The sequence below is a fragment of the Aliigemmobacter aestuarii genome, assembly GCF_004799285.1.
Lineage (GTDB): Bacteria > Pseudomonadota > Alphaproteobacteria > Rhodobacterales > Rhodobacteraceae > Aliigemmobacter > Aliigemmobacter aestuarii.
The window spans coordinates 388511-413570 of sequence record NZ_SSND01000004.1; the positions used below are offsets into that span (position 1 = coordinate 388511).

Sequence of the window (25060 nt, forward strand, 5' to 3'; positions counted from 1 at the left end):
CGCCTTTCAGGCGCGACGCACGAGTCTGAGGATGAAGAGGATCAGCACCGCACCGGCAAGCGCGGCAAGGAAGGCGCCGAACCAGCCGCCACCCAGCGGGATGCCAAGCCGCGGCAACAGGAAACTTGCCAGCATCGAGCCACCCACGCCCGCCAGAATGTCGGTCAACAGGCCCGAGCCGCTGCCCTTGACGATCAGGCTCGCCAGCCAACCGATCACGGCTCCGATCAGGATCGCCATGGTCATTCCCGCGACAAACCCGATCCCTGCACCGACCGATTGGGGGGATACCTGTGCAAGAGCCGGCGATGCGACGAACACCGGAACAAGCGCATATCTGGCGGACATGGCGGTTACTCCACCCCGATGATTACGCGGAACGACATCGCGCTTCCGCCCCGATTGAACACCTCGATGACGTGATCCCCGGACTGCCAGAGCTGACCGCGGTACTCCATGTCGGTGCGGACCTCATCCAAGAGGGCCGTGTGATTGGGATTGAGAATGCGATAGGACAGTCCCGGCCCGTCAGCAGCGATGCGGACGTAAAGATCCTGCCCGTTCGATGCGCCGACGACGAAACGATGCGACTTGCCGGGGGCGAGGCTGTCGGCAAATTCGGTGCCTGTAGACCCGCGCGGAAAGCGCACGCGTTCAGTGGTATGGCTGGCCTCATTGCCGGCATGGACCGGCGTCGCCCGCGCCGACCGGACCGGCCCCGTGCCCTCGATCAGGAACTCCGCTGCGGCCCAGCCGGAAACGTCCCCATCGGCGATGTGGCACCAGTTGCGCCCCTCGGCCTGTCGGCACCCAAGGTTTTCAACCACCGTCCCGGTTGGCAGGATGCCGACCGTCGGCGACGACGTCGACGGTTGCGAATGGACCTTCAGCCGGGTGTCCACGTTCACGGTGAAATGGTCCGGACCGCCGGCGCCGCCTTCGGGCGCCGCCGGCGCCGCAGCACTTTCAACACCAAGAACCGTGCAGACGCCGTTTGCTCCGCCGGGGCCGGTGAAACTCACGATAAGATCGCGGCCACCGCCTTCATGGCTGATGCTGATGGTAAGGCTCTCCATCCGAGCCTGGTAGTAGTGTTTGTTGAACCGTTCGACGTCCATCACCGCGCCGTTGATGCGGACTGTCCCGGTGCGGTCGGCGTCGATGTAGTTTCCCATGCACTGCGCCGAAAACACCGGCATCTCGGCGAAAGCTGCGGCCGGAAGGATCAGGGCCGTTGCCAGAAAGAAGGAACGCAATGCCATTCTTCATCTCCATGTATCAAACGGTTTCATGTTCCGGGCAGCCAGTGCCCGGGCTTTCATCTTGTTGCGTGACGCGCGCCAGTCCCCGTGAAGCCGCTTCGTCCTCTGCCATCCGGACGCACCGCGCAAACCTTGCCCTTCGAGCCGTGGCCGGAGGTCGGCGACACGCCAGGGCATCAAGACCAAAACGGATCAAACCAAAGCCGGGATGCTTTAGAAAATCAGTCACGTTTTGCTCAACTTTGCCAACGGCCTGCCGAACGGCTGTTCAGCCGGTAACGGCACTGATCCCGCACGGAAACGCACTCGCACCAAGCGCGGGCGTCTATTAAACATGTGAAAAAATTCAATTCACACGGCTTTGAAGGCGCCCGATTGCCTCTTTAGGCAAGCGGATAGGTGACAAGGTGTCAATTGAGCGATCTTGTGTATACTTGAGTCAGAATGGACCGTCAGTCGGTGCGATCGCCAGACGGCCTTGCCAAGTCAGGACTTCTGTCCGCGGATCCACCGCGAAAACAACCTGATCGGGTGCTCTTGTTTTCTGGCCGATTTGAAGTACAGCCGATACGTCCGCCCCGCCAGAACCGATGCCGGATGGATCTGGACAAGGCTGCCGTCGGCAAGCGCATCCCTGGCCATGAAGTCCGGAAGCAATGCCGCGCCAAGTCCGGCCCGTGCGGATTCGAGGGCAAGGATGTAATGCGAACAGAAAAGCCAGTCGCCCCGCTTTTTCGCGACCAGCATCCCGCCGGACATCGCGTCGAACCTGATCCATTCTGCGCCGGGCGCGGTGACCTGCGTGTCCGTCGTGATCAGGACGAACCCCGCGTCACCGGCACTGGCCACGGCTGTCGGAGAGGCGACCGCGACCAGCGTCTCTTCATGAAGAGGCAAGGCCGTCACCCCGCCAGCGAGTGTGGCTGTCGTGATGGCAACGTCAAAGCCCGTTTCGATGGACTCCGGGTCACGCGTGTACATCGTCAGTTCGACGTCGACATCCGGGTAGGCCGTTCTGAACTGTGACAGTCGCGGCACCAGCCAGAACGGACCGAAAGCCGAGCAGACCGCGATCCGGAGCGCATGCCTGCCCTTGCCAACAGCGGTATTGAGACTGGCGTCAAGCAACCGAAGGACCTGCGACACGTCCTGTGCCAGCAACCGCCCGGTGTCCGTCAGAGTCAGCCGTCTTCCGGTCTTCACGACCAGCGGTTCGCCAACGAACGTCGCCAGTTCGTTCAATTGATGACTGACGGCGCTGACCGAAACCCCGAGTTCGCCGGCCGCCTCGGCCAGCGTTCCGCGACGCGCGAATGCATCGAGGTGCTGAAGGCTTCTCAGAAGTCCCGGGTTACGTTGAAACTGTTCCATTGCGTCTCCGAACCTGCGGCAGGGCCCGACCATGTCGACCTTTGGCATTGTTCACCCGGAACGGGCAGGCTTTGCAATCGCCCAGGCTGTTGCCAGCGATGCCATCGGACGGCGTTGTTGCGCCAGCGGGGCCAGGGAAGTCTCGGGACGTGACCATCCCTTGCCTCCTTCGGCCGCAGGCGAACCCTCATCGGTAGGTCCGAACGCACCACGAGACGGCCTGAAACGATGGCGGGGGAAACCAGCGTTCCGTCGCACGGCACGCGTCGTCGGGTGTCAGGCCCGGTCACGCCGGACGCTTCCCTTTTTCTACTGCTTGCGCGACCTCGAATGACTTCAGCAGGGCCGCGAGATAGGCAATCGTTTCGCCCGTGGAGTCTTCCAAGTCGGACGCCGCGCTTGATGCGATGGAAAGGTGGCCGTCCGCGTCTCGGGTCACCCACCCTCTGTCTTGCAGGATCGCGACCTTGCGCCGGACCGTTTCCCGCGGAATGCCGGTGTAGTCGGCCACCGACTGGATGTTGATCGGAAGTTGTGCGCCGTCCGGCCCGAGCCGTATCGTCAGCTGACCGAGTTCCGCCAACTCCTGCTTCCAGCGTTCCATTTGCGTCCTGCTGCCGATCACCGCAAGGATCAACGCAAGGTCCAGATCGCCATCGAACCTGGTGCGCAGGTGCACGAGCAGACGGGTGAATCCCACGATGTGAACGGGCCAGACGATTCCGAAATGGGTCTTCAGGAAATGCCCCTGTTTCGTGTCCCGCGAAGGCATCGCCTCCTCCCTCTGGTTTTGCCCAAATTGGGCGGGAAAGGGCTTGAGATGCAAGCCATTACTTCCCAGAATGAACGGGAAATCTTGCTGCCGGGGGGGCTCATGTCTGTTGATGTCGCGTTCACTGGGAATGCTGGCTGCACCGCGCTTCGCAGGGGCGCGGAACGCTGCATGCGTGCCGACAGGGCGAAGGTGATCGGGGCCGTCTCTGCCATCGCTGTGGCATTGGCGGGGCAGATTGCGCAGGCCCAGGAACGCGACCCCATGCTTCTGCACGAGGACGGGGGGCTGACGGTGCGCGGCCATCTTCAATTCGGTCTGAACGCCGTCAGCGAAAGGAACCTGTTCTGGGACCTCGCGGGCACAACCGCACCGGGAAGCGGCTTTGACCCCGATACAAACTGGCTCGAGGGATATATCAAGCCGGGTTTGAGCTTCGAGTATCAGCTTGACGGCGGCGCAGAGGTCTATGGCAAGCTATCGGCAGTGTCGTCCTACACTTGGGGCACGGATGCGTTCGACACCGGCGATACGGGCGCAACGACCCTGGAAGAGGCGTATCTGGCCATTCGCGGGGAAACGGGTGCGGGGCTGTCCTATGACCTGTCGCTGGGGCCGCGCGAACTGACACTGGGCACCGGCATGCTGATCGCCAACGGCGCCACCAGCGGGTTCGAGCGCGGCGCGCTGAAGTTTGGGCCGCGCAAGGCGTGGGAGCGGGCCGCAATCGCACGCCTGTCCTACAGGAACGTCACGGGAACGGCCTTTTTCCTCGATCCCAACGAACTGCCCTCGACGGACGGGCAAAACGAACTGGCGGGGTTCGATCTGCGGTACGACGACCCGCGCGGCGGTTATCTGGGCGCGACATTCGTGGATGTCCTGCGTTCCAATTCACCCTACCCGCAGGCGGCCCCGGGTGGTGTCGGCGCGCCGACGGTTACGCCGGGCGCACGCGAGGGCACGCGCACTCTGGGCCTGTACGGCAAGACCAACCCGTTTGAAGCGGCGCTTGAAAACTGGGTGTTCACCGGTGAGGCCGCCTATCAGTGGAACGACCGGATCGACATGGAGGCCTGGGCCGGTCGCGTGACCGTGGGCTACACCTTTGCCGACATGGCATGGTCGCCGAACCTGACCGTGGGATACCAGACGTTTTCCGGCGACGACCCCGGGACGGCAAAACTCGAACGTTTCGATCCGCTCTATTATCAGGGCAGTCCCAGTGCCTGGGCGACCGGATCGAAGTCTGCCTCGACCTTCATCAATTCCAATGTGAACGCTCTGACGCTGGCGCTTCGCGTGCAGCCGACGCGGCAGGACACATGGACGCTGCGCTACGCGCGTATTCGCGCGAACGAGTTGCGCAGCCCGGTCCAGTTCGGGCAGGCGACCCGTGTGGATGTGAATGGTAATGTTGTTTCTGGCGTATCCGACGCCCACCTCGCGGACGATCTGTTCCTCGAATACAGCCGCATCATCAACCGAAACACATTTCTGACCGCCGGCTTCTCTGTCTCGTTTCCCGGAGCAGCGATCGACAACGTCGTCGGCACGAGCGCAGATCCCTGGACCGGAGGATTCCTGAATGTCGTCGTCAACTTCTGATCTTGTCGCGCTTGCCACGGGGGCTGTCCTGGCGCTGAGCACCGGCGCCCTGGCGCAATCGGCGCCGCTTTCCGCGCAGGACTCCGATCCCAGGGTCATGGGCTGGATGCAGGGATTTCCGCCACCGGCCGACAAGCTCATCACCCAGCCCGACAGCAACTATTTCAGTTTTCCAAAGCTGCGCTGGTCGGTCTGTCACCTGCGGGAATTCCTTCCCACCGAGGAAATCAGCCGCGGTCTTGGCGCGCCCGTTCCCCTCAACTATCCCTCGCCGGCGGAATTCGCCCGGCTGTCGCGCGAGATCGACGCGCTGACCTTCATGCCGATCGACGGCACCGAGCCGATGACCTGGGAGGACAGCCTCTATGCCAACTACACGGACGGCATGCTGATCCTGCACAAGGGACAGGTCGTCTATGAACGCTATTTCGGCTGTCTCGAGGAAGACGGCAAGCACGCCATCATGTCGATGACGAAATCAATCACCGGCCTGTTGGGCGAAATCCTTGTGGCCGAAGGTGTGCTTGACGATGCCGCCCTCGTGCGTGACGTGATCCCCGAGATCGGCGACAGCGCCTTTGCCACCGCTACCGTGCGGCAGGTCATGGATATGACAACCGGCGTTCAGTATTCCGAAAACTACTCTGACCCGAATGCCGATATCTGGCTGTACTCGCGCGCGGCGAGTCCGTTGCCCAAGCCTGCGGACTACACCGGGCCCGATGGCTATTGGGAATACCTCCAGCAGGTGAAACCCGAGGGCAATCATGGCGACGCCTTCCACTACAAGACCATCAATTCGGACATGCTTGGCTGGATGATCAGCCGCGTGACCGGCAAGTCCGTGACCGACCTCGCCTCCGAGCGGCTGTGGAGCCGCATTGGGGCCGAACAGGACGCCTACCAGACGGTCGATGGCAAGGGTGTGCCCTTTGCCGGTGGTGGCGTGACGGCGGGTCTGCGCGATCTTGGACGACTGGGCCAATTGATGCTTGACGGCGGCGAGATCAATGGTCAGCGGTTGTTCCCCAAGGAGGTGGTCGACACGATCGCAGCGGGCGGGGACCCGTCCAAATTCGCGGGCTTTCCGACGATCCCGAACGGCAGCTACACAAGTCAGTGGTGGGTGTTCCACAACGATCACGGCGCCTATGCCGCGCGCGGCGTGCATGGCCAGACGATCTATGTCGATCCGACGGCCCAGATGGTTCTGGTCCGGCTGGCCTCGTTCCCGCAGGCCCAGAACGGATTCATCGACCCGACCTCGCTGCCGGCCTATCAGGCAGTGGCAGAATACCTGATGGCGCGTTAAGCCGCGATGGCCGGGCCTTCCGTTCAACGTGCCGACGACGGCCCATCGGCCGATCATTCGCATGAATCCGGGTGGAGGCGGCTCGACAAGGCCGCCTTCGGCATCGTCTATGGGGCGATCACGGTCCTTGCGATCCTGATGGCGGCCGGCGCACATCCCGTTGCGCCGTTTGAAACGGCCGCGGTGCTTTTCGGATCCGTGCTTGCGATCACGCTGGCCAAGACCTTTGCCGAGTTCCTCGCCCATGCGCTCGACGCGGGCGAACGTCTGTCGCGGTCAGGCTGGCGTGAGGCCTGGCACCACAGCACGCCCACCTTGGCCACCGCGAACCTGCCGACGCTCTTGTTCGTGGCAAGCGGGCTTGGCTGGATGCAAGCCGAGACAGCCCTTCTTGCCTCGCAAGCCGTGTGTGTCGCGCTTCTGGGCGCAATCGGTGCGCGGATCGGATACGTCCTTCACCGCAGCATCGGTCGAAGCTTCGCAGGGGCGCTGTTCGCGGGGGGGATCGGCGTCTTGCTTGCCGTGATGAAGCACGTCATCCACTGAGGTGGACGATAGCCAGCCGCAGCCTGTCGGCTGTTCGCACCGCCCACACCATTGGCTGGCCACGCCATTGGCCGTAACGTGTTGCCGTCTGAATTTCTGTTGTGCCTGACCCTGCCGCAAGGAGCCATGGATGAAGTCGAGGATCGTGCGTGGGGTCGTCGGTGATTTCTCGATCCCCTGCCTGCTGCTCGGATTGGTTTTTTTCGCGGCCTCGCTGACACCCTCCCTCATCCCGCGCGGCCCGGCGGTGCAGGGCATCCTCGGCGGTCTGGTGACGGCCATCGGCTACCTGATCGGCCTGATTGTCGCGCTTCTGTGGCGGGCGGCGGATCTGCCGCGCCTTTCGGGACGACCGGCAATGGCCCTGACCGCTTCCGTCTCGGTTCCCCTTCTCCTGTGCTTCTTGTGGGTGCTCGCCTCAAGCCTGACATGGCAGAACGACATCCGCGTGAAGATGGGAATGAAAGAGGAGGACGCGCTGCAATTCCTGACCATCCTCGCGCTCGCCACGGGAACCTTTGCCGCCGCCTTCGCTCTTGGGCGTCTGGTGGCAAGCCTGTTCCGGCTGGTGCGCGCGTGGTTCTACCGGGTGATGCCCCCGCGGCGTGCCAACGTGCTGGGGGTGCTGACCGTCGGGCTGATGCTTGTCGTCGTGACGCGGGATGGCATCGTGGACCGGGTGGTCAACGGGTTAGACGAAAGCTACGAGGCGGCGCAGGAACTCTTTCAGAATGCCCCGCCGCGACCGTCCAATCCGCGCATGACCGGCAGCGCCGCATCGCTGGTCGATTGGGCAGCGATCGGAAAACCCGGGCGCGACTTCATCACGTCCGGTCCCGACGCGCAGGACATCGAGGCCTTCACCGGGCAACCGGCACTGGACCCGATCCGCGTCTACGTCGGTCGCGCGAATGGCGATAGCCCCAGGGCGCGCGCCGAGCTGGCGCTCGCCGAGTTGAAGCGGCTAGGCGCATTCGAACGTACGGTGCTGGTCGTGACCAGCCCGACAGGCACCGGCTGGATGGACCCTGGTTCGCACGATCCGGTCGAATACATGCATGGCGGCGACATCGCGACCGTCGCCGTGCAGTATTCCTACCTGCAGTCGCCTTTGGCCCTGATCCTCGAGACCAGCACGGGCCTTGAACAGGCCACGGCCCTTCAGGACGTCATTCATGGTTACTGGAAGACGCTGCCCGAAGGAAACCGGCCGCGCCTCTACGTCCACGGTCTCAGCCTCGGAGCGTGGTCGTCCATGCATGCCACAAATCTTTTCCGCCTGCTGGACGATCCGATCGACGGTGCCTTCTGGGCCGGTCCGCCGTTTCCTTCGGCCTTCTGGAACTATGTCCAGAACCAGCGCAATCCCGGCACGCCTTGGGTGTTGCCGGGCATCGGCGACGGGTCCTTGGTGCGCTATGCCTCTCATACCGCGGATGCCTCGGTCGCCGGCGCAGACTGGGGCCCGATGCGCATCGTGTTTCTGCAATATTCCAGCGATCCGGTCGTGTTCTATGATCCGCGATCGCTTTGGCGTGCGCCGCCATGGATGCGGGACCCGCCTGCAAGCGACATGTCTGACCACCTTTTCTTCATGCCGGTCGTGACGCAGTTCCAGCTTGCTCTCGACATGGCCCTTTCGTTCGGCGCGCCTGCCGGTCATGGACATGCCTATCATGCGCCCGACTATATCGGCCCCTGGGTTGAAACGACCGAACCGGCAGGGTGGTCGCCCGCGAAGACGGAACGTCTGAAACGCCATTGCAACAACGGGTTGCAGAACGGCTGTTCGAACGGCGTGCGTTGATCCTGGCCGTCAAACCAGCGCATCGCCCACATCGGCCAGCGCCTGTTTTCACCGGGGCGTCGCCGCCCGCGCGGCGGCGGGATCTGGAACTGGTGTCGCAGCCCGCTGCAAATTGCATCTTCGGCCAGTTCGCCACATGCCCTCGGCCACCAGATCGGGCGCAAGCTCCGGCTGCGCTTGCCTGACCGGCATGTCCCGTATTCCCAAGCGTTTGTGATGCCCCCGTGTTTACGGGTTTTCCGCCCGGACTGGGGCGTAAAGCGGCACCATCAGTGCGAGCCCGTCAGCGGGAAGACAAAGCGCAGGCGCGCGGCGTCGGGACAGGCAGCAAACACGTCACTGGCGGCGGTGCCGGTCACGAAACAGACCCGCGCATCGGGGAACGCGGCCAGTGTCCGGTCCATCCGGCCCGCCACATCGGGTCGGTGACGGCTTTCGGCGGGCACCACGACCAGGGGCGCTTCGTCAAGGGTCAGGTCGTCAGGGCCAAGAAACACCTCGATCCCCTGCGCCATCAGCGCCGCGCGCCATTCCATCGCCTGCGGATGGGCCGGATCGACCAGGATCGCGGCCTCGACATCCATCTCCCATCCATCCGGCAGAACGGGCGTCGCCCCTTCGAGGGCTGCGGGTCGGAGGATCCCGGTCATCCCGGCACCCGCCCCGCCACCCGCCCCGGCACCCGCTCGGCGATGGCTGCGACCTGCGATGCCCCGCGATGCCCCCCTGCGGGGACAGAGGGCGCGACGAACCAGCGGTAGGGAAGGTCGCGCGCGGTTCTGGCCTTTGCTGTTCTGGCCTTTGCTGTTCTGGCCTGTGCGAATCTGGCCTGTGCGAGTCTGACAGCCTTCCTGCGGGACGCATCCCGCGCTGTCGCCACGTTGCCCTGCATGCCTCTAGCCTTTCTTTACGAACACCCTGTCCCGGTGGCTTGCCCGGCAGGGCTGTTCGAAAAGGCTAATCCCATGCCCGGCCTTGTGCCACGCATGCATTGGCGGCGAGCGCAACTCTTTGGTTTCCGTGCTGCGCAAAAGAGCGTGATTTTCTCGAAAGAGAAATCGCGCAAGCCCTGCCTGCATTGCTTGCGGCGTTTCAGTCTTGTCCAGATGGTTCCGGCTGGGCTGCAGGCCGTTTCGACACCCGCAAGAGGGCGCGGATCAGGTCGGCTTCTGCCGCGGGTTTGCCCAGAACCTCGCGGATGCCCGGAGAGGGCAGGGGGACCCGGTCGGGATGGGTTGTGATGACCACGGCGGGCACCGGCGGATCAAGCGATGCGGCAAGCGCCGAAAGGCCGATCCCGTCCATACCCGGCATGTGCATGTCCGTCAGCAGGGCGGACCACAGCCCCGGCGTTTCATTCAGCAGGGCGCTGGCCTCGTGCGGGTCGGTGATCGCAAGCGCCACTGCGCCCCGGGCATCCAGCATTTCCGAAAGCTGATCGGCCAGATCGGCGTCATCGTCGACGACAAGGATGTGCATCCCGGCCAGCGGTGCCACCCCGCCAGCGTCGGCCGTCGCACGGCCCGGCGGTTTGGCCGGAGCGCCCCCCGCCGGGGGTCGCGGCAATGCCGGGGCGATGGGGACCGAGGGCCAGGCCACCGTCGCGACCGTGCCTTGGCCGGGCGCGCTGTCAAGCCAGAGGGCCGCGCCGCTTTCGCGCAGGATGGTGCCGACGATGGGCAGGCCGAGGCCGGTGCCCGCCTTGCCTTTCGTGGTGAAATACGGCTCGAACAGGCGTTCGCGCGCCCGCGGCGAAATCCCGGCGCCGGTGTCGCTGATCCGGAAGACGGCGTGATCCGCCCCGGGGCTCCAGGTGCCCAGATCCGGCGGGCGGGCAGGCTGCCACTCCGTGCCGGGCAGGACCGCGGCACGGACGCGCGCGGGCCGTTCCGGATCGGCCTCGCAGGCGTTCAGCGCGAGGTTCACGACCACCTGCAGAAGCCTTGTGCTGTCGGCCCAGACCGGCTGTTCGGTGTCGGGCAGCGACAGTGCGATGCCGTGCTGTTCGATCCGCGACGATCCCAGCAGGTCGATCCCCTGGGCGACCAGCGCCCGCAGGTCCTGCCGGGCGGGCCTGGCGTTGCTGCGCCCCAGATGGCCAAGCCCCCCGACCAGATCCCCGGCGACATGAGCGGCCCGCTTGATCCGGCGGACCGAGGCAAGCACGTCGGGCCGCTCGCGGCACTGCGCTTCCAGCAAGGTGGCCGCATTGGAAACCACGGCAACCACGTTGTTCAGGTCGTGGGCGATTTCCGAGGCGACATGGGCGATCGTCTCGCGCCGCTGCGCGATATGCAGCTTTTCTAGGAGCAGGGCCTGTTCCTTTTCGGCGCGCAGCCTTTCGGCCATGTCACGCACGATCACCAGAAGGCTTCCGTCATCGCGGATCGTGGCCGACAGCTCCAGCGGCAGGATGCGGCCGTCCCGCGCCACGCCCTTCAGGCTGCCGCGCCAGTTTCCGCGTGCAACCAGCCTGTGCCAGTCCTGTTCACGCGGCGCGCAAGGCACGTCCGGCGGGAAAAGATCGGCCCAGTGGATGGTCAAGGCGTGTTCGGCCCCGTCGATCCCGAACAGGTCGCGGTAGGCGCTGTTCATGTAGCCATGCGCGCCCCCCGGACCGATCAGCGCGATCCCGTCGCGCGAGGCTTCGATCGCCAGCCGCAGGTCGCGCAGTTCCTTGTGATGCGTCTTCTTCAGGTCCGTGATGTCGGTATGGACCGCGACGAACCCGTCCAGCCGACCCGACTCGTCATGCATCGGCTGGATGTCCATGCTGATCCAGTATTCCTGGCCTTGCCGCGACCGGTTGAGCATTTCAATCTGGACGGGCGTGCCTTCGGCGATGGCGGTGGAAACCTTCAACTGGGCCTCCATATGGGGCCGGTCCGAACGGAACACATCCTGCGGCCTGTGTCCGCGCACCTCGTCGAGGGTCCAGCCGCTGCGCTGTTCGAAGGCCGGGTTGACCCATTCGATGCGCGCCTCGGCATCGGTGACGATGACCATGTTCGAGGTCAGTTCGGCGATCTTGCCAAGCCGTGCGATCCTGCGCTGCTGGTGGTGGCGTTCGGTGAAATCGCGGATGATCAGGAAATAGCCATCCTCGCGCCCGTCAAGGGACCGTCGTGCGATGGTTGCGTTATGCCAGCGGTTTTTGCCGTTCACCGTGATCTCGTAGTCGAACGGGTCGCACCTGCCGTCCCTGTCGAACCGGGCAAGGGCCTGAATGAACTGCTGTCCCAAAGTGGGGGGCAGCGCCTCGTCCACACGGCAGCCGATGAACTGCGACGGTGTGAGAAAGCTGGACGTATCCGCGCCTTCGTTGAAGGCGACAAGCCGCCCGTCACGGTCAAGCTCCACCACCATGTCGGGCAGCGCCGCCAGCATCGCCTTCAGCCGGTCGCGCTTGGCCAGCAGCGCGGCCTTCGCGGCTTCGGCCGCCGCCTCGGCCTTGGCCCGGTCAAGCACCACGCCGATGGCCTTGGCCAGCGATTGCAGCAACCTGATCTCGAAGGGCAGGAAGGGGCGGCAGCGGCGCACCGCGTCATAGCCGACGAACCCGGCCAGCCTCCCGCCATGCAGGAAGGGCGCGATCAGAAGGGACTGCACGCCCTGGCCTTCAAGGATCACGCGTTCGGGCGATCCATCGGGCAGGTCGCGCACATCGGCGATCTCGAACGGTTGCCCGGCGTCCAGCGCTTCGCGCCAGATGTCCAGCAGGTTTGCGGGCAGGTCCTGCGATTCCTCGATCACCGGGGTGATGCCCGTTGCAACCCATTCATGGGTGTTGCGCATGCGGTCCGCGCCTTCGAGGCGATAGACATAAGACCGGTCGACCCCGGCGATTTCGCCCGCAGCGGCCAGGGCGTGCAGGATTGCGGGGGTGACATCCCGGCCCTGCACGCCGATGATGTCGTCGATGACCTGAAGGATGCGCGCGCTCAATGCCTCTTTCGGGCAATCGGGGCCGCAGCATGCCGGTGCCCCGCCGGGCCCGACCGACCCGCCGGTCTCTGCCGCCGATGGATGCGCCCGTTTCAGCACAGCCCTTCGCGCCGCGCCATCAGGGCGGCCTCGGTCCGGTTCCTGACGCCCAGCTTGCGACAGATCGACTTTACGTCCGCCTTCACGATCACCTCGTTCAGGCCAAGTTCATGGGCGATTTCCTTGTTCTGCCGCCCCTCGCAAAGGAAGGCCAGAACCCGCAGTTCGCGCGGCTTCAGCGAGGCGTCGGGCTGTTCCTTCATCAGGACCTTCTGGAGATAGTCGAAGGGGATGTAGGTTTCGCCCTCGGCGATCAGGCGGATCGCGTGTTCCAGCGATTTCACCGGCAAGGTCTTGGGAATGAACCCCTTGGCCCCAAGGGCGATCGCCCGTTCGACGACAGGCCATGTCGCGACGCCCGAAAAGATCGCCACCCGCTGCCCGGTCTGGTCCATCAGCCGGCGAAGGCCCTCCAGCCCTTCGGTGCCCGGAAGGGAATAATCCAGCAGGACGACGTCATAGCCGCCTGTCGCGGCGATCCGGGCCAGGGCCGCATCGACATTGCCTGCCATGTCGACCCGATAGGCGGCCACGGCGGACAGTGTTGCTGCAACGGTTTCTGCAAGCATGAGGTGATCATCCACGACAAGGACCGAGATCGTTGCCGTCCTTGCAAGCTCGGCCGCCTCGTCGAGGGCGGGGTGCATGTCTGAGAGGGTTCGGTTCATCTTGCTCGCGATCGTAGTCCACTGCAGGTTGCACAACCAGAGGGAAAGTGCTCGGTTGGAAATGCCCGCGTTTGAGGGCGTGGTCCAACGTACGATGACGCGTACGGTTCCCGCAGTCACAGGGAAAGAATGGTCACGATCACATGGTTCGGGCATCGGCCCGTCCGGGAACGATGCCGTCTATCGCCGCTTGCATGCCGCTGCAAGAGAGGCGTGCATTCGTATAGATGCGGCATTTCGCCGGGCTGGGATGCGCACGACCGGGGCGCCCCGCGCCCCTTCCGCGCGCCGGTTCAGCCGCCCCCCGGGCTCATGGTGGTGAACATCTTCAGAAGCGCGATCATCACCGGCACCAGAACGATCACCAGGTTGACCGGGAACAGGAAAAGAGCCATCGGAAACAACATCTTGACCGGCAGGGCGTTGGCCTTTTCCTCGGCCTTGATCAGGCGCATCTGGCGCATCTCGGCGCTGAAGACGCGCAGCGTCTTGACCACGCTTGTCCCCAGTTCCTGCGACTGGCGGAACAGGACCGCCAGGGTGCGCGCCTCTTCAAGGTTCAGGCGCTGCGAGAAGTTGTTCAGCGCCTCGTGCAGCGGGCGACCGGCGCGGATTTCAAGGCTGATGATCGACAGATGCCGCCCAAAGCCCGGCCGGGTCGGCAGGAACTCGCGCGCGACACGGTCGATCGCGGCCTCGATGCTCATCCCGGAATCGACGCAGACGATGAGAAGGTCCATGAAATCGGGAAACAGGCGCCGATAGCGGATCTGGTTCGACTTGCCCATGTTGTCCAGAACCGCGTTGACGAGGATGAAGGAGATCCCCGCCACCGCCGCCGCAAGCAAGAGCGCCAGCGGCCCCGACACGCCCGAGCCGACATTGACCAGCGCGAACCACACCGCGACGAAGACAAGGATCGTCACCAGAACCCGGATCAGCACGAAGACGCGGATCGCCTCGCGCGAGAAGTAGCCGGCCCGGATCAACCGCATCGCAAGGCTGTTCGGGTCGCCCTTGGCCTGAACCTCATAGTAATGGCGGATGTCGTCATTGTCCGAGGACAGCGCGAGTTCCTCATCGACGTTGCGGCGGATCCGGTCGGCGCCCAGTTCGTCGATATTGCGCTTCATCTCGCGCCGGTTGGCGATGATGGAAATGGTCGTGAAGGCGACCAGGAGGACAGCCACGAAGACGCTGGCAAGGATCAGGGTATCCGACATCTTGTCCCGCTCCCGTCAGAAATCGAAGGTCACGAGGCGGCGCAGGATAAGGGCGCCGAAGGCCATGACGGCAAGGATGCCGAACACGATCTGTGTGCCGTATCCCGTTTCCCAGACCGGATCGAAATAGGTGGGCACCAGCGTCCGGATCATCAGGAACAGGAAGGCCGGGAACAGTGCCATGATCACCGCCGTGATCCGCCCTTCGGCCGAGATCGCCTTGATCTTGCCCCTCAGCAAGGCGCGGTCGCGGATCATCCTCGACAGGTTTTCCAGCGCTTCGCCCAGATTGCCGCCGGTGTTGCGCTGAACCGAAACCGTCACCGCCAGCAGGTTCAGTTCATCAGCCCCCACGCGGTCGATCATGCTGAGCATCGCCTGATCGAGTTCAAGCCCGAAGGTCAACTGGTCGCTCAGCATCCCGAATTCCGACCCGATCGGATCGGGCATCTCGCGCCCGACAAGGGCGATCGCGGCGTTCAGCGGGTGGCCCGCGCTGAGGCTGCGCACGATGATGTCGATGGCCGAGGGAAGTTGCGTGACGAATTTCTTGATCCGCGCCGCGCGGATCTGGATGATCAGAAAGACGATCGTCGCCGCGCAGATCACCAGCGCCAGCGGGATCTGCACCCAGATCGTGCTGGCGATCCACTGGGCGACCATGAAGCTGCCCAGAAGGATCACGATCACATAGACGACCCGCCGCTGCCGCGACAGGACAAGGCCCGATTGCCGGTAAAGCCGTGTCAGGTCGCCGGGGGAAAATGCGCCAGCCCCGCGCCGGAACAGCGACCTGTCCTGCAGCAAGCTGGAATAGGCGCCGGACTGGTCCTGCCGCAGCTTCAGCCGCTCCAGCCGTTCGTTGACCTCGCGCGCCGCGCGCTGACGTCCAAACAACCGCCGCAGGATCAGTTCCGCGATCAGCAGGACGGCGGCGAAGGTGAAGGCATAGATGATGATGATCGACACGCTGGCCTCACTGCTTGTGCGCGGGATCGAAGATCCGCATGTCGAGCTGAAGGCCGATCGTGCTGATCTCGGTCAGAAAGCGCGGCCGGATGCCGGTGGCGCGGAATTCGCCGATGACATTGCCCGCCTCGTCGACGCCCAGCCGGTGATATTTGAAGATGTCCTGCAACTGGATCACGTCGCCCTCCATCCCGGTGATTTCCGAAATGGTCGTCACGCGGCGCGTCCCGTCGCGCATGCGGTTCAGCTGCATGATCAGGTTGATCGCCGAGGCGATCTGCGCGCGGATCGACAATTGCGACATGGGCATCCCGGCCATGCCGACCATCTGTTCCATACGGGCCAGTGCGTCGCGCGTGGTGTTGGCGTGGATCGTGGTCATCGACCCTTCGTGACCGGTGTTCATGGCCTGCAGCATGTCAAAGGCCTCGCCGCCGCGGACCTCGCCCACGATGATGCGGTCGGGGCGCATCCGGAGCGCGTTCTTCACCAGATCGCGCTGGATCACCTCGCCCTTGCCGTCCAGCGACGGCGGGCGGGTTTCAAGCCGCACCACATGGGGCTGTTGCAGTTGCAGTTCGGCGGCGTCCTCGATGGTGACAAGGCGTTCCTCATGCGGGATGAACGAGGACAGCGCGTTCAGCATCGTCGTCTTGCCCGAACCCGTCCCGCCCGAGATCACCATCGACACCTTGCCCTCGACAGCGGCGGCCAGGACCTGCGCCATCCCCGCCGACAACGCGCCGTGCTTGACGAGGGAGTCGAGGCTGAAGGGCTTCTTCGAGAATTTCCGGATCGACACCTGCGGCCCGTCCACCGCGATGGGGCGGATCGCCGCGTTCACGCGCGAGCCGTCGGCCAGACGCGCATCGACGAGGGGCGAGGATTCATCCACCCGGCGGCCCACGGCCTCGACGATCTTGTTGATGATGCGCAGAAGGTGGCGTTCGTCCTTGAAGCGGACATTGGTCGGTTCCAGCTTGCCACGCCGTTCGATATAGACGGTGCGCGGTCCCACGATCAGGATGTCCGAGATCGTGTCGTCCTTCAGCAGCGGCTCGATCGGGCCAAGCCCGAGGATTTCGTCTGCCAGATCCGACAGAAGCGCATCCATCTCCTTGGCATTGAGCGGGATGTTGCGGGATTTCATGTAGTCCCGCACCAGAGGCCGCAGTTCCTCAAGCAGTTGCGACTGTTCCAGCGTGTCCAGCACGGCGAGGTTGATCTTGTCCAGCAGGAAGCGGTGGAGGTTTACCCGTTCCCCGATCAGGTCGGGGCCGCCAAGATCATCGATCGAAGGGCGCGCCGCGGCGGGCTGAGGGGCGACGTGTTCGGGCGGCAGGGGCACTGCCGCTTCGCCGTCACCGGCCTGCCGGTCCGTTTCGGATTTCCGGAAAAAGCGCCCGACCATCGTCAGTTCCCCCGTCTGGCAGAAGTCATTTCACGATCACCTTGGTTCCCACGGGCACGGTTTCGAACAGTTCCATCACATCGGCATTCGACAGCCGGAAGCAGCCAGAGGTTTCGTATCCTCCGACGGTTTCTGCCGTGTTGGTGCCGTGGATGCGGTAAAGCGTGTCCGAGCCGTTGGAATAAAGATAGAGCGCCCGCGCCCCGAGCGGGTTGTAGGGGCCTGCGGGCACGAAATCGGGCAGCGAGGGATCGCGCTGGCGCATGGCGGCCGGCGGGCGCCATTCGGGCCACTCGGTCTTGCGCCCGACATAGGTCGTGCCGGTCCAGGTGAACCCGTCGCGGCCCACGCTGATCCGGTAGCGCGCGGCCTGACCCTTGCCAAGGACGACATGCAGCGTGCGGTCGCTGTTCGAGATGATGATCGTTCCGGGCCGTTCGGACGAGGGGTAGGGCACGACCTCGCGCGTGGTTGTGCCATGCGAACGCGGCACCTTTTTCACATCCGCAAGCGCCGCGACCGGCAAGGCGACCCCCGCCAAGCCCGCAGCGACCAGCCCGTTGACCAGCGTCCTGCGCCCTATCATGCGTCCACCGGTTCCGCCAGGATGGCGGTCTTTGCGTATTTCGTCAGCGCCTTGAGGAACTTCGAGGAGGATGACAGATCCGACAGGCACAGCCCGCGATCCATCGCCTCGGCGATGTTGGTGGTATCGGCGGGCAGGAAGTGGAAGGGCACCGCGCCGAACAGTTCGCGCAGCTTCGCCTCCTTGATCCGGCGGCCCGAGAACAACCCGTGACTGTCCTTGTTGATCAGCACGTTGACCGGTTTCTTGCCGATCTTGGCCGGTTCCATGGTGTGCAGGATGTCCAGCGTGTGCTTGATCGACGGCAGGCTCAGATCGGTGACCAGCGTGATCGAGTTGACCGCCGCCAAAAGGTCGGCGCGCCAGTCGGTTTCGTAATACGGGATGTCGAGGATCGTGTGCGCCTGCTGCATGGTGACCGCATCCAGAAGCCGCAGCACCAGTTCGTAGCAGTTCAGATGGGTGACAAGCTCGGGCCGCTTGAAGGAATAGACCGCAAAGCCGTGTTCGTGCCGCTGCTGGATCAGGCTGACGAATTCACTGTCGATCCGGCCGGGGTTCGAGGCCACGCTGTGCAGGCTGACCCCGTTGGACATGTTCAGAAGCGCGCCGCAGCCCCCGGTGGTGAAATCCAGGTCGAAAAGCCCGATACTGCCCGCGTCGGTCTTTTTCCGCTGGCTCAGGATATCGGCCAGGTTCACGGCCACGGTCGTCGCACCGGCGCCGCCGACGGCGGAAATCACGGCATGCACGCGGTTGGTGTTCTGCTTCGATGACCGGATGCCGCTTTCGATGGAACTCAGCAGGTCGCCCGGCACCACGGGTTTTTTCAGCCAGTCGTGCACCTTCTGCTTCAGAAGCTTGCGGACATCGGCTTCCTCCAGGGCTTCGGAGACGACGACGATCGGCGTTTCGCCAAAATTCGCCCTGAGGCCCGAGATCACCTCCATCTCGTGCGATCCGACCTTCGAGATGTCGAGGATGATCATGTCGGGCACGATCTGCACGGCCTTGCGGTGCACCTCGTCCTGCGTGGCGCGGTCCAGCGCGAACTGGCCCATTTCCGCGATCACCTGGGCGACATGCGCGGCACTGTCCTGCCCGGTGTCCACCAGCAGGACGTGATGCTTGCGGTGCGGCGCACGCGGCATGTCGGGATCGGCGATATTCATAGGCTGCTTCTCATGTCTTCACTTGTCATCGTGACCGGATGGGCGGGAATGCTGATCGTGTCCGTCGCAAGGGCCAGCAGGCGGCCCAGCAGAAGGAATTCGAAGTTGAGGTTGCGCAGTTCGACGGTGATCGAGACGACCGGCCCGCTTGGCCTGCCGACATAGCCAAGGCCCGCGCGGCGGTAGCTGACAAGGACGTTTCCGGCGGTGATGCGGGGGAAGACGTCGCACATGCCCAGGGTCGTTCCCGCGACATAGTCGCAGCTGGCGTCGCTGCCCGAGATCAGCCGGGCCATCCGTGTGGCATCGCAGGCCGCAGCCCCCGCGCCGCAGGCGACGGTAACGATGGTCCCCGGCACGGCCTCCTGTTCGCCAAGCGCGCCGTAATCCGCGGTCAGGGACGACATGTCGCTGGGCAGCGGATCGGACACCGCCAGAAGCCGCGCGCCGATCTGCACCGCCTTGGTGGCCTGGCTCCACTGGAACACCAGAAAGCCCAGTTCGACGAAGGCTGCGAACATCAGGATGACGATAGGCGTGACGATCAGCGCCTCGGTCAGGCTGATGCCCCGTTCATCGCGTCGGAACCTGCGCCAGAGCGTTACCATCCGATGTACCTCTGTTCATGCACATAGGTGACGCTGATCCCGCCGGAGGTCACAAGGCGGAACAGGGGCGAACCGAGGTAGTCCAGCGTTCCGGTCACGCGGACCAGATCGGTGGCGACGGGGGCTCCGGGCGGGGTTGCCGGCGTGATCGCAAGATCGGCGGCGTCGGACCAGCCCGGAACGCGCAGGTTCCCGGTGCCCGCGGGATTTCCGTAAAAGGCGATGTTGCGGGCGATGTCTATGGAACATGCGCCAAAATCGGGCCTGCAGCGCGACCAGTAGCGCGCGGCATCGCGCACGCCCACCTGCATCTGCTGGCGCTGCCAGAACACGTTGCCGAATTCCAGCACGCCTGCCGCAAAGACCGTCGCCACCGGCACCGCCAGCAGCGTCTCGATCAGCACCGCCCCCTCGCAGGCGATCAGGAAGCGCGCGAGACGTGTCTTGAGACGTTTGCCCACCTTTCCCTCCTTCGCCGGACCACAAGCCTGCCGAAACCGCCGGGCCGCTGGGGCGCCGGCATCACGCGTCACGTCACCTCACGCGGCGGCGGTCAGAGCACGATGTTCGTATCCTCGACATCGGCCGGCCACGGTTCGATCGTCTGGATGGCGGTGTTCGCCTCCGGGGCATTGCCCACACCCAGCGTAATGCTGTCGCGGCGGCTGAGCGTGTCGGCGCAACCGGCCAGGACAACCAGGGCCAGAAGCCCGCAAAGGGCCTTATTTCTTTGTGAGCAGTGCATCGTTGAAATCCAGATCGATGATATGGCCATAGGGGCCAATGATGCCCTCGCCGTTGCGATAGCCGCGGATCATGTCCTTGTTGACCTCGAGCATCCCCATCAGGAACAGCTCCACGTCATTGGAGGACCGGGTCTGATCCAGCGGCGAGACGAGCGGGCGGTTCGGCGTGCCCGGCTGCACCAGCCGCGGCGTGACCAGGATGACCAGGTCGGTTTCGTTCTTCTGGAAGGCGGTCGACCGGAACAGCGTGCCCAGGATCGGCACCTGCGAGATCCACGGCACCGCCTGGATGTTGCGTTCGTTGTCCACCTGCAGAAGCCCGGCGATGGCAAAGCTCTGCCCGTCGCGCAGCGTCACGGTGGTATCGGCCTTGCGCGAGATGAAGGCGGGGTTGCCGTTCACGATCACCGAGGTGTCGATGTCGGAGACTTCCGGGCGGATGCGCAGGCTGATCTGGTTGTTGTCCATCACCACGGGGCGGAAGTTCAGCCGCACGCCGTATTCGCGATAATCGGTTTGAGTCGCTGTCGACCCATTGTCCCCAAAAACAGGCGATACTATTGGTACTTCTCCTCCGACAACGAAGTTCGCCTCAACTCCGCTGGTAGTAACCAGTGTGGGGTTTGCTAGCCGGCGGGCAAGGCCCTTACCTTCGAGCGTGTTAATCACAATATCGATTTCGGTGCCGGCGATTTCGAGTAGGTTCCCAACGAAGCTACCGAAAGGAGGGTTAGCGGCGTTAACTGCGTTGCCCGTCGTCATCCGGGTCACGCCCGCATTGGTGCCGGTCAGGTTCACGCCCAGTTCGCGGCCGAAGTTGCGGCTGACTTCGAGGATGCGCACGTCAAGCTGCACCTGCTGCGGATCGACCACCCGCATCGCGTTCACGACCGGGTTTTCCGAATACTGCTGCGCGATTTCCAGGATGCGGTCGCGGTCGACATTGTCCTTCACCACGCCCGAGATGCGGATGCGGCCGTTCAGGTTCTCCACATCCACCCGCGCGCTTGGCACCGCGCCGTCGATCGCCTGCTGAAGCTCGCTGAAATCGGTGCGCACCTTCAGGATGGTGGTGCCCAGAAGCTTCTTGTTGGCGTCGTAATACGAAATGTTCGTCGTGCCGGGGTTGTTGCCCTGCACATAGACCGACCGGTCGCTCAGCGGAAAGACGTCGGCGACCTGGCTGTTGCCCACGACGATGTCGGTGAAGGGCACGTTGGTCGACAGCGTGAGCGTGAAGCCGGGGCGGATCTCGATCGGAACGACCGGCCCGCCGGTGCCCAGGAAAATCGCCCGTTCCTGCGCGTGAACGACCTGCGGGGCCACCGCCGGAAGGGCCAGCGCACAGGCCAAAACGGAGCAGCGTGCCGCCGTTCGCAGCCCGTCCATCAGCCGTGTCAGGGGCCGTTCGCCCCGGAGAGAGGTGTGGTGCAGCGCCATTTTCATCGTCCCGTGCCCCAATATTCTTGTTGTTCGAGAATGGCGGGCGTTCTGCCCGTCCGGTCACTCGTCCTGACTGTGATTTACACGGTACTCTTCCCGTTGCCCGTTACGAACGATCCCCACCGAAACGTATTCCGGGGCAGGGGGGGCAACTTCGACCAGCTTTTCCACAACCTTCACCACTTCCTTCTCGACGACAACAGGTTCGGTGCGGGTGGTCAGGTTTTCTTCGACAGACTGAAGTCTGCCTGCAACATTTTCCTCGACAGATTGCAGCTTTCCGGCAACATCCGAGCCCAAACTCTGGATCGCCTGCTCCAGCGCCGCCAGTTTTGCGGCCTGTTCCTCGATCAGCTGCTGTTCGGCCGCGCGGGCCTCGGCCTCGGCCTGAGCCTGCGCCTCGGCCTGCGCCCGGGCCAGTTCGGCAGAGGCTGCGGTGACGGACAGTTCATCCAGCGTCATGCGTTCGCTGTCCTCGATATCGGCGGAAACCACGTTGCGCAGCGCCAGCGACAGCGTGCCCACGGTGGCCCCCAGCGTCAGTTTCTGCGCCTCTTCGGTGCTGACCTCGAAGGTCACGGTCTGCACGACGCTTGGCTGGTCCTTGCGGTCGTCGGCGATCTGGTCGATGGCCAGAACCTTGACGCCCTGCAACAGCACATCGACATAGGCCTCTTCGTCGTCGTTCATGTTCGCGCGGGTCAGCATCACGTCGACCCGGTCGCCGGGCAGCACGAAGCCCGCCACGCCAAGCACGTCATTCACCCGGATCGACACGGCCTTCATGCCGGGTGACAGGGCGGTGGACAGTTTCGCGCGCTGGCCGGGGGTGGTGACTTTCGACGACAGGACTGGTTCGCCCTGTTCCATCGAGGCCAGGACAAAACGCGCGGTTTCCTCGGTCGTGCCGGCGAGGTCCTCGACCTTCGAGAAAGAGCCGGGCGGCAGGTTCGGGCTGGCCCAGGGGATCACGTCCAGCTTTTCGGCGGTGATCCGTTCGCCAAAGCGCATCGCCGTCTTGGCAACGACGATGGTCTTCATGTCCTCGTTCGTGCGCTGCTGTTCGGTCAGCGCGATCCGTTCGCGCTGGTCCGCCAGCCATCCGCGCACGCCAATCACGGCAAGAATGGCAAGAACCGATGCCAGTATCAGGCTGATAATGGTGGATGCCCGCATCTTTCCTCAATCCTCTGTGCCTGCCCCCTTGCCCCGGTGGGGTGTCGGCGCAAGGGCCGACAGGGCATGTCAATTGGGCCTGAATGGCCGGACCAGGAAACTCGTCAAGGGATCAAACGCATTGCGGCACCGACCCCGAAGGACCGGCGCCGCGAATGTCTCACGCCGCTGGATCAAAATTGCGGCAATATTGCGACCTCACGGGTTCAGGTCTGCGCCCGCAACCCAGTTCGCCCACGCGGTCCAGCTGGCTGCCAAGTTGGTGCCGAAAAGGGTCACGGCGATGATCACGGCGCCGGTCAGCAGGCCGAGCAGGATCAGGTATTCGGTCAGCGCCAGGCCGGATTCTTCCTTGGCGAAGCGGGTCATCAGGGATTTCATTTTGGAAGCAAGCATTTGCGTTCTCCATTAGGGCTGTTGGTTGAAAGGCGTTCCCCCACCGAAGCCTTCAAGACTGCTGGAACCACGCACCGATTAATGAACCTATTCAATGCCCCATTATTGCTGCAGTTCCTGCCCCTTCGTCAAGTTTTCGCCATGATCATGCGCCGTTTCGCCACGTTTCCGCCCGAAGTCTGCCCCTTTGTTTCGCGACCGCGAACGACCCCGTCGCATCACGGCTTCCGAATACAATCAAAGGTTGATGGGTGGGTTATTAAGCGGCGCAAAGGTTGCAAATGCGATTCGCTTTGCCCCTGCGATTCGCCCTGAAAAAGGGTCAAAATCGGGTGAATCAGCGCACCAGAATCGCCTCATCCCGCACGAACGTGTCCAGCGTCCCGTTCCCGCCCGCGCCCGTGATGTCGATGATTTCGACGTCGATGGTTTCATCCATCGGGTTCACCAGGAACAGGCTGGCATAGGCGTTGACCGGATAGCGGTTGATGCCGCCGCCCTCATCCTCGTTGGCGATGCAGTCGATCAGGGCAGCAAAGACAATGCGGCGGTCGGGATCAGCCAGCCCGTTCACCGGCGGGTTCTTCGACAGGGCGCAGATCGGGCGGCCGGTTTCCTTGCGGTTGTTGTTGTTCCCGCCATCCCCCTGCGACCGCACGTCCAGCAGGTTGTTGTCGATCTCGTAGCGGTAGACGTCATAGCGCGACGGCACGGTCGATCCGGGGAAGGTGGCCAGCGGCATGCTGTTCATCTCGTCCAGCATCGTCTGGGTCAGCGGCACGCTGGGGAAATTGACCGACCAGTAAAGGTTGATGTCCCAGTCCCCCGATCCGATGAAGGCGCCAAGCGCGCCCTGTCCGGGAGGCGCCATCGTGGCGTTTTCGGGGAAGCCGATCGCCCACCAATCCTCGGGCGGGGGCAGGGTCTGGTTGTTGTTCAGCGTGTCGGGATAGGGTTCGCTGTTGCAGGCATTTCCCGACCCGCGGACATAGCCCTTGCGCACGTTTTCCGCGGGCGGATACTGGCTGACCCGGTTGCCGAACGGGCCGTCGTAGATGTCGAACCGCACGTTGATCCCCTGCGCGATCGAGGTCGCGGCCCCCGGCTTTGTCGTGACGGTGCGCGCGTCATAGCAGGTGGGGTTCACCGCCCCGGCAAAGATTTCACGGATCGCATTGGCGCTGGCGGAAGTGTTGTCATTCGCCCCCCGCACGCTGAGAAACCCGAAGTTCCCCGGCGAGGCGGTGTCGCTGCCCTTGGGGTGCAGCTTCAGCAGCCGCCCATACAGATGCCCCGCCGCGAAGGCATCCTGCAGGTCAAGGTTCTGCGTCTCGAACGGGTTGCAGATGTAAAGCGGCGTCACGTCGCAGGCGGCGGTGCGGTAGGTCGCGACCGCATCCGCCGCGATCGGGACCGTGGGGCGCAGCCCCGTGGCGGGGTTGAAGAAGAAGGCGCTCAGATCATCGGCCTGCGCGCGGACATATACGAACAGCGCGTCCTCGCCATCGGTCACGGCGTGATCGGTCAGGAACGTCTCGGTCAGGGCGGTGTCGTCCGAGGCGGGCAGGTCATCGAGGAAGATCACGGTGAATTCGTTGCCGTCCGCATCGGCATAGACCAGGTTTGCTTGCGACGCCTGTTCGGTATCCAGATAGGCCACGCTGTTGGTCAGGTTCGCCATCGCCGCCTTGGCGCGGTCGATGGAATCGGGGCTTCCGTCCAGTTCGCGCCCGGCGGCAAGGGCCAGCGCGTCGGCTGCGGCCTGAAGATCGGAATGGGCGTTGTTGCCCCGGTTGATGTCCATCACGATCAGCCCAAGCCCGACGAAGGCGGGCAGCGCGATCAGGGTGAGGGCCAGAACATAGCCGTCTTCGCGTTTCAGAAAATTCTTCATGAAAGCCTCCGTCTGGGGTCGGATCAACGGGCGCAGGGCGCGGCAC

Annotated in this window: 23 protein-coding genes; 4 read left to right on the forward strand and 19 right to left on the reverse strand. The window is 64.0% G+C overall.

The window, feature by feature from the left end; translation table 11 throughout:
• Window positions 1-6 precede the first annotated feature (6 nt).
• From E7811_RS15440 to E7811_RS18275, 4 genes are all read right to left on the reverse strand, one after another.
• Window positions 7-348, reverse strand: a complete 342-nt coding sequence (locus tag E7811_RS15440; protein WP_211092126.1) for a GlsB/YeaQ/YmgE family stress response membrane protein — start codon at window positions 346-348, stop codon at window positions 7-9.
• 5 nt (window positions 349-353) lie between these two features.
• Window positions 354-1262 carry an SH3 domain-containing protein gene (locus tag E7811_RS15445; RefSeq protein ID WP_136395543.1) on the reverse strand — a complete coding sequence of 303 codons (909 nt, stop codon included), beginning with the start codon at window positions 1260-1262 and terminating at the stop codon, window positions 354-356.
• Between the two features lie 486 nt (window positions 1263-1748).
• Entirely contained in the window at window positions 1749-2681 is a 933-nt protein-coding gene (locus E7811_RS15450) for a LysR family transcriptional regulator (protein ID WP_136395544.1), read from the reverse strand.
• Between the two features lie 238 nt (window positions 2682-2919).
• Window positions 2920-3711, reverse strand: a complete 792-nt coding sequence (locus tag E7811_RS18275; protein ID WP_246020478.1) for a hypothetical protein — start codon at window positions 3709-3711, stop codon at window positions 2920-2922.
• On the opposite strand from E7811_RS18275, the gene E7811_RS15460 reads away from it, so the two are divergent.
• From E7811_RS15460 to E7811_RS15475, 4 genes are all read left to right on the forward strand, one after another.
• Window positions 3670-5013 carry an alginate export family protein gene (locus E7811_RS15460; RefSeq protein WP_246020480.1) on the forward strand — a complete coding sequence of 448 codons (1344 nt, stop codon included), beginning with the start codon at window positions 3670-3672 and terminating at the stop codon, window positions 5011-5013. The two genes, E7811_RS18275 and E7811_RS15460, sit on opposite strands and share 42 nt — an antisense overlap.
• Window positions 4994-6325, forward strand: coding sequence for a serine hydrolase domain-containing protein (locus tag E7811_RS15465; RefSeq protein ID WP_136395547.1), 1332 nt, complete (start codon window positions 4994-4996; stop codon window positions 6323-6325). Before E7811_RS15460 ends, E7811_RS15465 begins: the two co-directional genes overlap by 20 nt.
• 6 nt (window positions 6326-6331) lie before the next feature.
• Window positions 6332-6871 (forward strand): hypothetical protein, encoded by a 540-nt coding sequence (locus tag E7811_RS15470; protein ID WP_136395548.1) that lies wholly within the window; start codon window positions 6332-6334, stop codon window positions 6869-6871.
• A 130-nt stretch (window positions 6872-7001) separates the two neighbouring features.
• The gene (locus tag E7811_RS15475) at window positions 7002-8678 is read left to right on the forward strand and encodes an alpha/beta hydrolase (protein WP_136395549.1); all 1677 of its coding nucleotides are present in this window, start codon (window positions 7002-7004) and stop codon (window positions 8676-8678) included.
• Between the two features lie 269 nt (window positions 8679-8947).
• Here E7811_RS15475 and E7811_RS15480 read toward each other — a convergent pair whose 3' ends face one another.
• From E7811_RS15480 to E7811_RS15550, 15 genes are all read right to left on the reverse strand, one after another.
• Entirely contained in the window at window positions 8948-9328 is a 381-nt protein-coding gene (locus E7811_RS15480; protein WP_136395550.1) for a hypothetical protein, read from the reverse strand.
• Window positions 9329-9770: 442 nt separating this feature from the next.
• Window positions 9771-12623 (reverse strand): PAS domain-containing protein, encoded by a 2853-nt coding sequence (locus E7811_RS15485; RefSeq protein ID WP_136395551.1) that lies wholly within the window; start codon window positions 12621-12623, stop codon window positions 9771-9773.
• A gap of 92 nt (window positions 12624-12715) precedes the next feature.
• Complete coding sequence (locus E7811_RS15490) at window positions 12716-13390, reverse strand: response regulator transcription factor (RefSeq protein ID WP_168733057.1); 675 nt, start codon at window positions 13388-13390, stop codon at window positions 12716-12718.
• A gap of 293 nt (window positions 13391-13683) precedes the next feature.
• The gene (locus E7811_RS15495) at window positions 13684-14613 is read right to left on the reverse strand and encodes a type II secretion system F family protein (RefSeq protein ID WP_136395553.1); all 930 of its coding nucleotides are present in this window, start codon (window positions 14611-14613) and stop codon (window positions 13684-13686) included.
• 15 nt (window positions 14614-14628) lie between these two features.
• Complete coding sequence (locus E7811_RS15500) at window positions 14629-15582, reverse strand: type II secretion system F family protein (RefSeq protein ID WP_136395554.1); 954 nt, start codon at window positions 15580-15582, stop codon at window positions 14629-14631.
• Window positions 15583-15589: 7 nt separating this feature from the next.
• On the reverse strand, window positions 15590-16993 hold the full coding sequence (locus tag E7811_RS15505) for a CpaF family protein (protein WP_136395555.1): 1404 nt from the start codon (window positions 16991-16993) through the stop codon (window positions 15590-15592).
• Window positions 16994-17018: 25 nt separating this feature from the next.
• Window positions 17019-17579, reverse strand: a complete 561-nt coding sequence (locus E7811_RS15510) for a L,D-transpeptidase (RefSeq protein ID WP_136395556.1) — start codon at window positions 17577-17579, stop codon at window positions 17019-17021.
• Window positions 17576-18751, reverse strand: a complete 1176-nt coding sequence (locus E7811_RS15515; protein WP_136395557.1) for a response regulator — start codon at window positions 18749-18751, stop codon at window positions 17576-17578. Before E7811_RS15515 ends, E7811_RS15510 begins: the two co-directional genes overlap by 4 nt.
• Window positions 18748-19359: a TadE/TadG family type IV pilus assembly protein gene (locus E7811_RS15520; RefSeq protein ID WP_136395558.1), complete on the reverse strand. Its 612-nt coding sequence runs from the start codon at window positions 19357-19359 to the stop codon at window positions 18748-18750. The genes E7811_RS15515 and E7811_RS15520 overlap by 4 nt, the downstream gene beginning before the upstream one ends.
• Window positions 19353-19820 carry a TadE/TadG family type IV pilus assembly protein gene (locus E7811_RS15525; RefSeq protein WP_136395559.1) on the reverse strand — a complete coding sequence of 156 codons (468 nt, stop codon included), beginning with the start codon at window positions 19818-19820 and terminating at the stop codon, window positions 19353-19355. The genes E7811_RS15520 and E7811_RS15525 overlap by 7 nt, the downstream gene beginning before the upstream one ends.
• 92 nt (window positions 19821-19912) lie before the next feature.
• Window positions 19913-20104, reverse strand: a complete 192-nt coding sequence (locus E7811_RS15530) for a hypothetical protein (RefSeq protein ID WP_136395560.1) — start codon at window positions 20102-20104, stop codon at window positions 19913-19915.
• Window positions 20082-21551, reverse strand: a complete 1470-nt coding sequence (locus E7811_RS15535) for a type II and III secretion system protein family protein (RefSeq protein ID WP_211092127.1) — start codon at window positions 21549-21551, stop codon at window positions 20082-20084. The genes E7811_RS15530 and E7811_RS15535 overlap by 23 nt, the downstream gene beginning before the upstream one ends.
• A gap of 57 nt (window positions 21552-21608) precedes the next feature.
• Entirely contained in the window at window positions 21609-22724 is a 1116-nt protein-coding gene (gene cpaB / locus E7811_RS15540) for a Flp pilus assembly protein CpaB (RefSeq protein ID WP_136395561.1), read from the reverse strand.
• A 198-nt stretch (window positions 22725-22922) separates the two neighbouring features.
• Window positions 22923-23093 carry a Flp family type IVb pilin gene (locus E7811_RS15545; RefSeq protein ID WP_211092128.1) on the reverse strand — a complete coding sequence of 57 codons (171 nt, stop codon included), beginning with the start codon at window positions 23091-23093 and terminating at the stop codon, window positions 22923-22925.
• A 364-nt stretch (window positions 23094-23457) separates the two neighbouring features.
• On the reverse strand, window positions 23458-25014 hold the full coding sequence (locus E7811_RS15550) for a pilus assembly protein TadG-related protein (protein WP_136395563.1): 1557 nt from the start codon (window positions 25012-25014) through the stop codon (window positions 23458-23460).
• Window positions 25015-25060: the final 46 nt, after the last annotated feature.